Source organism: Sphingobacterium allocomposti (assembly GCF_008124885.1).
In the GTDB taxonomy this organism is placed as follows: Bacteria; Bacteroidota; Bacteroidia; order Sphingobacteriales; family Sphingobacteriaceae; genus Sphingobacterium; species Sphingobacterium allocomposti.
Map to the genome: position 1 here is coordinate 1 of NZ_VNHX01000043.1, position 7,213 is coordinate 7,213.

Annotated in this window: 7 protein-coding genes; 6 read left to right on the forward strand and 1 reads right to left on the reverse strand. The window is 44.0% G+C overall.

Translation table 11 applies throughout. The annotated features are described in order from the left end of the window. Positions 1 to 200: 200 nt before the first annotated feature. A complete protein-coding gene (lysS, locus tag BC792_RS18115; protein ID WP_148910430.1) occupies positions 201 to 1,919 on the reverse strand; it encodes a lysine--tRNA ligase in 1,719 nt (572 codons plus the stop codon). 224 nt (positions 1,920 to 2,143) lie between these two features. Here lysS and BC792_RS18120 point away from each other — a divergent pair, with 224 nt between their 5' ends. From BC792_RS18120 to BC792_RS18145, 6 genes are all read left to right on the forward strand, one after another. After that, positions 2,144 to 2,392: a type B 50S ribosomal protein L31 gene (locus BC792_RS18120; protein ID WP_090973296.1), complete on the forward strand. Its 249-nt coding sequence runs from the start codon at positions 2,144 to 2,146 to the stop codon at positions 2,390 to 2,392. A gap of 77 nt (positions 2,393 to 2,469) precedes the next feature. After that, positions 2,470 to 3,666 carry a putative sugar nucleotidyl transferase gene (locus tag BC792_RS18125; RefSeq protein WP_148910431.1) on the forward strand — a complete coding sequence of 399 codons (1,197 nt, stop codon included), beginning with the start codon at positions 2,470 to 2,472 and terminating at the stop codon, positions 3,664 to 3,666. Between the two features lie 12 nt (positions 3,667 to 3,678). Continuing rightward, positions 3,679 to 4,446 carry a triose-phosphate isomerase gene (tpiA, locus tag BC792_RS18130; RefSeq protein ID WP_148910432.1) on the forward strand — a complete coding sequence of 256 codons (768 nt, stop codon included), beginning with the start codon at positions 3,679 to 3,681 and terminating at the stop codon, positions 4,444 to 4,446. A gap of 2 nt (positions 4,447 to 4,448) precedes the next feature. Further along, a complete protein-coding gene (gene prmA, locus BC792_RS18135) occupies positions 4,449 to 5,291 on the forward strand; it encodes a 50S ribosomal protein L11 methyltransferase (RefSeq protein WP_148910433.1) in 843 nt (280 codons plus the stop codon). Between the two features lie 2 nt (positions 5,292 to 5,293). After that, complete coding sequence (locus BC792_RS18140) at positions 5,294 to 6,664, forward strand: Mur ligase domain-containing protein (RefSeq protein WP_148910434.1); 1,371 nt, start codon at positions 5,294 to 5,296, stop codon at positions 6,662 to 6,664. A gap of 69 nt (positions 6,665 to 6,733) precedes the next feature. Then, on the forward strand, positions 6,734 to 7,066 hold the full coding sequence (locus BC792_RS18145; protein ID WP_148910435.1) for a helix-turn-helix domain-containing protein: 333 nt from the start codon (positions 6,734 to 6,736) through the stop codon (positions 7,064 to 7,066). Positions 7,067 to 7,213: the final 147 nt, after the last annotated feature.

Consider the following 7,213-nt stretch of genomic DNA (forward strand, 5'->3'; position numbering starts at 1 on the left):
GACGCTCAAAACTCATATATAGAGTCCTACCCGAATAAACCCTCAGTAAAACAATTAAAAAACAAACTTCCAGAAACCCTTTAAACAAAAATGACTGAGTAAGGGAACACCTATACTCAGTCATTTCTTTAAATCTCATTAAAAAATTGAGGCTTTTTCAGTGCCCTCCTTTCGTTGACCGCTTTTTTTGTTTTTGAACATTAATTAAACCAGGCCAGTACTTCGTCTTTGGTAGGCATGGCTATATCGAGTTTCATTTTCTTACGCATGCCCCCGAGGTCGTTAAAGACCTTGTTCGGATTAGCCTCTTTCAAAGCCTCGATTGTGGTAAAGCCCATTTTTTGCAAGACAGGGACCCACAAGGCCGGAATACCCAGTGCGACATAGTCGCTCTCTGAGGCCACCTTGGCAACTTTTTCCGGACGCATCTGCGGGAAGAAAAGTACCTCCTGGATAGATGCGTTATTTGTTAAGAACATCGTAAGCCGGTCCATTCCAATACCAAGTCCTGAGGTTGGGGGCATACCATATTCCAAGGCGCGCAGAAAATCCTGATCAATGAACATAGCCTCGTCGTCTCCTTTTTCTGATAGGCGTAATTGTTCCTCGAAACGCTCCCGCTGGTCGATAGGGTCATTCAACTCAGAATAAGCATTGGCAATTTCTTTTCCACACACCATCAGTTCGAAGCGTTCCGTCAGCTGCGGGTTGTCGCGGTGCTTCTTGGTCAGTGGCGACATCTCAATAGGATAGTCCGTTATAAACGTTGGTTGTATATAATTGCCCTCGCATTTCTCTCCGAATATCTCATCGATTAATTTACCTTTACCCATCGTATCGTTGACGGCGATACCCATTGACTTTGCGGCTTCACGTATTTCGTCTTCTGATTTACCGAGGATGTCAAATCCGGTGAAATCGAGGATCGCCTGTGCCATCGTTACCCGGGGATAAGGCGCTTTGAAATCAATTTCATGCTCGCCGAACCTAGCTTTTGTCGTACCGTTGACTGCGAGCGCACAGTGTTCCAGCAAACGTTCGGTAAAGTCCATCATCCAGTTGTAGTCTTTGTAAGCTACATAAATTTCCATGGCCGTGAACTCTGGATTATGCGTTCTGTCCATTCCTTCGTTACGGAAGTTTTTGGAAAACTCATAGACCCCGTCAAAACCACCGACGATAAGACGTTTCAAATAGAGTTCATTGGCGATGCGCAGATACAATGGGATATCCAGTGCGTTGTGATGGGTGACAAACGGACGGGCTGCGGCACCTCCCGGGATGGATTGCAAAACCGGCGTCTCCACCTCCATGTAACCCGCATTGTTAAAAAATTCCCGCATAGCGTTGAACAGTCGGGTGCGTTTAAGGAAGATGTCGCGATTCTGTGGGTTGACGATAAGATCAACATAGCGCATACGATACCGCTGTTCCGGATCTGTGAAAGCGTCGAACGTTTTTCCATCGGCTTCCTTGACAATGGGCAACGGACGCAGTGATTTGGTCAGTATAGTGAGCTTTTCCACATGAATGGAGATCTCGCCTGTCTGTGTTGTGAAAACAAAGCCATCTACACCTACGATGTCACCGATGTCGAGCAGTTTCTTGAATACTGTATTATAGAGTGTTTTATCGTCGCCGGGACAAAGATCATCCCGCTTAACATAGGCCTGGATACGTCCCGAGGAATCCTGAAGCTCCATAAACGAAGCGCTGCCCATCACCCGGCGGCTCATGATACGTCCGGCAAAACGGATGTTTTTATAGTTTAGTTTATCTCTTTCGTAGTTCGCTAAAATGTCTGCAGCAGAAACATTGACTTTAAACTCGTCAGCTGGATAAGGGTTGATTCCCAAATCTATAAGGGCCTGAAGATTTAACCGGCGTTGTTGTTCCTGTTCGGATAATACAGTGCTCATTGTTAATATTATAATATGCTAAATAAGACTGCAAAAGTAGGAAAAAAAGCGTGTTTTTCAATGGTGTTGACGGTGCGTAACGTTTAATTATGTATATCTTTGTGTGTCAGGGGGCACGCCGCTGTGCATAAAAAAAATATGTGGATAATTATTGTTTTGTTTTTTTTGAAAATATAAATTATCTTTGCACCTCGATTGTTGAATATACGTAATCATAAGATAAAATGAAAAAAGATTTGCATCCATCAAACTACAGATTAGTTGTTTTCAAAGATATGTCTAACGACTACGCTTTCTTAACTAAATCATGTGTAGATACAAAAGAGACTATTACTTGGGAGGATGGTAATGAATATCCATTAGTGAAATTAGAAATTTCCCATACATCACACCCATTCTATACAGGAAAAATGAAATTGGTTGATACCGCTGGACGTATCGACAAATTCCGTAGCCGTTATAACAAAAAGTAAGTTCATAACTGCTAAAACCAACTTTGTCCCGGTAAGTTCTCTTATCGGGATTTTTTTATGTAATTTTAGCCCCAGCTATGTTGGAAGTTGTCTTATATGATCGCGCTAGTTGGCGAGAGCATTTACTGCCTTTGGTGTATACACGGCCAGTAGGCGACCTTCGGGTAGGTATACTTACATTCCACGAAAAATGGCAGCTCCTCATGCAATCCCCGGTTACCTTTTACACAGAGACCTATCTGCAGAGAAAATTTGTTCCACCCGGTTCGGGGTCTCTTTTTTTGGTGCTCCGCGCGAACCTCTGCCCATCTGTAGCTTTGGTGCAGGCTCTTGTTGATTTAAAAGAAGGCTGCGTATTAAAACAGGGAGAAGACTGGCTGGCTTATAAGGTAAACAAATGGCATGACGACACGATCGTGCCACAGCTGGAAGTTGTTGGCTTTCAGGGAGAGGTGGAGCAGGTGCGTTACCTGGAAGATATCTTTTTAAAAAATGCAGCTCAGTTACGTTTTGACTATCATCTTCTGACGGAAGGGCGGGAGTCTGCCGTACTGGACACTTCCAATACGGTTATTGGCGATTTGCTTTTTGCCGAGGAAGATGTGGAAGCCCGCTGTTGTACATTCAATACGCTTGGAGGGCCAATTTATATCGGGAAAGGTGCCGTGCTGGAAGAGGGAGCGTTGCTGAAGGGCCCAATAGCTATCGGGAAGGGGGCAAGAGTTAAAATGGGAAGTAGGTTATACCCGAATGTAACGATAGGTCCAAAAGCAACAGTGGGAGGGGAAGTGAACAATACGGTCATGTGGGGCGATTGCGCAAAGGGCCACGATGGCTACTTAGGGTGTGCCGTAATAGGGGAAGGGTGTAATATTGGCGCAGGAAGTAGCAATTCCAATTTACAGAACAACTGGGGAACGGTAGATATTTATGACTATCACCTGCGGGAGTGGCGTCATACGGGTGCGCACAAAGTGGGAACGTTTATGGGTGACTTCTCTATGTGCGGTATTAACTCATCGATAACGACAGGGTGTGTAGTCGGGGTGGGTGCCCAGGTGGCAATGTCAAATATTATTCCCAAATTTGTGGCGGATTTTTCGTGGTTAACGGATCAAAAGCGAGAACGGTACAACTGGGAGAAATTCAGGGCTATGTTAAGGGCGAGAGCTATGTTGCGTAATGAACGCCTGCGCGAAGCAGACATTGATATATTAGCTGACGTCTACCGTATTACGGCGCGGCACAACGAAGAAATTAAATCAACCAAATAAAAAAATACAATTATGCGTAAAAACATTGTAGCAGGAAACTGGAAAATGAACTTGGATTACGAGAAAGGTGTAAGCCTGTTCTCTGAAATTGTTAATATGGTAAAGGACGAAGTTGTCGGTAATCAGGAAGTAATTGTTTGTACGCCTGCTATCCACTTGTCCAGCGTGGGTAAACTTGCCGGTTCGGTAAAGAACGTTGCGGTGGGTGCGCAGAATATCCATCAGGCAGAGTCCGGAGCATATACAGGGGAAATTTCAGCAACACAGGTGAAATCTACAGGCGCTGCATATGTGATATTGGGGCACTCAGAACGAAGAGCGTACTTCGGAGAAACAGACGAACTGCTTGCTCAGAAAGTTGAAGCTGCGTTGAAACACGGTTTGTCGCCTATCTTCTGCATTGGTGAAACGAAAGAGGAACGTGAAAGCGGACGCTTTTTTGATGTTATCAAGTCACAGCTGGAAAAAGGTGTTTTTCACCTGTCGGGCGAAGACTTTACCAATATTGTGTTAGCTTATGAGCCGGTGTGGGCCATAGGAACAGGGCTGACCGCTACGCCGGAGCAGGCGCAGGAAGTGCACGCTTTTATCCGCGATACGATCGCTGGTAAATATGGTGAACAGATTGCCGCCGATACCACTATCCTGTACGGCGGTAGCGCTAATCCGGGCAATGCAAAAGAACTCTTTTCGCAGCCCGATATCGATGGTGGCTTGATCGGTGGGGCATCGCTAAAATCGCGCGACTTTGTCGATATTGTAAAAGTTTTTAACGCATAATAATGAGGTATTCGTCCGTTACATTTACGTCGGCTACGATGGCAGATTGGCAGAAAGACCTGCTCATTGCTGAGTTGGCTGACATAGGGTATGATACGTTCGAGGATGTAGATCAGGGTTTCGCCGCGTATATTCCGACGGCGAACCTTGATATACAGGCTTTAGAAACCGTGTTATTAAATAATACGGAAGGGTTTGCTGTCTCGTATGAGGTTCAGGATCTGGAAGATCAAAATTGGAACAAGTTATGGGAAAGCAACTTTCAGCCCATTACGGTGGACGATGTTTGTTATGTAAGGGCCACGTTTCATGAACCGAGGCCTCATATGCTGTATGAGATCATCATCGATCCAAAGATGTCTTTCGGTACAGGGCATCACCAGACAACATCTATGATGCTCTCGTACATTTTGGAGAATGATTTTGAAGGGAAGGATGTGTTAGACATGGGATGCGGGACGGGAATATTAGCTTTGCTGGCAAGGAAGCGCGGTGCGGCAAACGTGCTGGCCGTAGATTATGACGAAGTATGCGTAGCCAGCGTTGAGGAAAATAAGGTCCTGAATAGTGTGGATCAGATTACCGCGGCCCTGGGTTCAAAGGAGGTGCTGGCTGGGCGAATATTCGATACGATCCTTGCCAACATCAACAGAAATATCTTGATGGACCAGTTAGAACAGTATAGCCTCAGTACCAAAAAGGGAGGAGAGCTCTACATAAGCGGGTTTTATGACGGTGAGGACCTGGTACTTCTGACAGAAAAAGCCACAGAGGTAGGTTTTGCTTTTGAGGGGAAAAAAGTGCTGGACAAGTGGTGTTCGGCTAAGTTTACAAAACTCGGTTAGATATGCGCATTCATTTTATTGCCATCGGAGGAGCAGTTATGCACAACCTGGCGATTTCGTTGGCAGAACAAGGACATCAGGTGAGCGGTTCTGACGACCAGATCGTCGAGCCTTCGAAATCTAGACTGAAAAAAAATGGGTTGTTGCCGGCGGCGTTAGGCTGGTTTCCGGAAAGTATCACGGAAGATATTGATGCCGTTATTTTGGGAATGCATGCCGATGTTAAAAATCCTGAACTGTTGAAGGCGCAGGAGCTCAATCTAAAGATCTATTCTTTTCCGGAGTTTATCTACGAACAGAGCGTACATAAGACAAGGGTGGTCGTTGCCGGTACGTACGGAAAAACAACTATCATGAGCATGGTGATGCATGTCCTGAAAAAGCTGGGAAAAGACTTCGACTATCTGGTGGGGGCTCAGCTGCAGGGGTTCGATTCGCTGGTCAAGTTGACGCCCAATAACAAACTGATCCTATTGGAGGGCGACGAATACTATGCTTCTCCGATAGATCATCGATCGAAATTTCACCTTTTTCATCCCCATATAGCGCTGATAAGCGGTGTGGAATGGAATGAGAGCCGCACCAACATATCAAAAGAGGAGTATTTCAGACAGTTTGAGACGTTTATCGATACCATCACGACCAAAGGAACACTCATTTATAATAAGGATAACACGAGTTTGCGGGAGATTGTAGAGGATACATCCGACTGTAAAATAAATCGACACGGGTATAAATTGCCCGAGTATTCCATTAATAAAGGCGTTACTTACCTGCATCAGGGTGAAGAGCGTATCCCGTTACAGGTCTTTGGTAAACTGAACCTTTCGAATATAGCAGGAGCATATACGCTCTGCGAATGGCTGGGCGTCAAGCGTGCCGACTTTTACGAGGCTATCAAAGATTTTAAGAGTTCTATCCGTTATCTGGAGTTTGTTGCCAGCGATAACGAAAGTGTCGTCTATCAGGATTTCATGTTTTCGCCCTATAAATTGCGGACAAGTATCCATGCGGTTAAAGAACAGTTTCCCGAACAGGGGTTGGTTACGATTATGGAGTTAAATCCTTATGATGTTGTCGATAAAAATTTTCTTGATCAGTACAGGGGCTCGATGGACGAATCCGATTATGCTGTTGTTCTAGTGAATAAGGAGGCGATCAAAGATAAAAATATATTAATAGGTAATTTAGAGCACGATATTAAACATGTATTTAATCACGACAATTTTACGTTTTTGTCGAGCGTAGACGCCCTTGAAATATACTTGGAGCAATTTAAATCGTTGGGATTCAATTTGTTATTTATGGTGTCGCCTAATCACAATAGCATTAATGTTGTAAGCTTTTCTGATAAGTTCTTTAAAAATTATTAATTCTTTTTTTAATGATTTTTTCTTTAGTATTTTTTTTATTACTTTTGGAATAAGAAAAACAATTTATCTATGAACGCATTAGGAAAAAAAATTCGTCTACTAAGACATCAAAAAGGGTGGAGTCAGGAGGATGTCGCCAAACGCTTGGACATCTCGATCCCGGCATTCTCTAAAATCGAAACTGGAATTACCGATGTTAATTTATCCCGTCTGAATCAGATTTCGAAATTATTTGGGCTGTCGTTGGTGCAGTTGCTTTCTACTACCGACTCAGAAGAGGAAAGACAGATACAGGACGAGATTAACGAGCTGAACAAGAAGTTACAGCTTCGCGAATCGGAAGTGATTGAGTTGCAGAAGAAGGTCATCGATCTTTACGAGCAACTGCACAAAAAAATATAATTAACCGGCATATAATCATCCTAACGAACAAAAAAAAAGGCACTGCGATCGCGAGGGCACTGAAAAAGCCTCAATTTTTTAATGAGATTTAAAGAAATGACTGAGTATAGGTGTTCCCTTACTCGGTCATTTTTGTTTAAAGGGTTT

What these genes read in the sequence shown, in the direction of transcription:
- BC792_RS18125 (WP_148910431.1), top strand. Translation starts at nt 2,470, where the DNA reads ATGTTGGAAGTTGTCTTATATGATCGCGCTAGTTGGCGAGAGCATTTA.
- BC792_RS18140 (WP_148910434.1), top strand. Translation starts at nt 5,294, where the DNA reads ATGCGCATTCATTTTATTGCCATCGGAGGAGCAGTTATGCACAACCTG.
- prmA (WP_148910433.1), top strand. Translation starts at nt 4,449, where the DNA reads ATGAGGTATTCGTCCGTTACATTTACGTCGGCTACGATGGCAGATTGG.
- BC792_RS18120 (WP_090973296.1), top strand. Translation starts at nt 2,144, where the DNA reads ATGAAAAAAGATTTGCATCCATCAAACTACAGATTAGTTGTTTTCAAA.
- BC792_RS18145 (WP_148910435.1), top strand. Translation starts at nt 6,734, where the DNA reads ATGAACGCATTAGGAAAAAAAATTCGTCTACTAAGACATCAAAAAGGG.
- tpiA (WP_148910432.1), top strand. Translation starts at nt 3,679, where the DNA reads ATGCGTAAAAACATTGTAGCAGGAAACTGGAAAATGAACTTGGATTAC.
- lysS (WP_148910430.1), bottom strand. Translation starts at nt 1,919, where the DNA reads ATGAGCACTGTATTATCCGAACAGGAACAACAACGCCGGTTAAATCTT.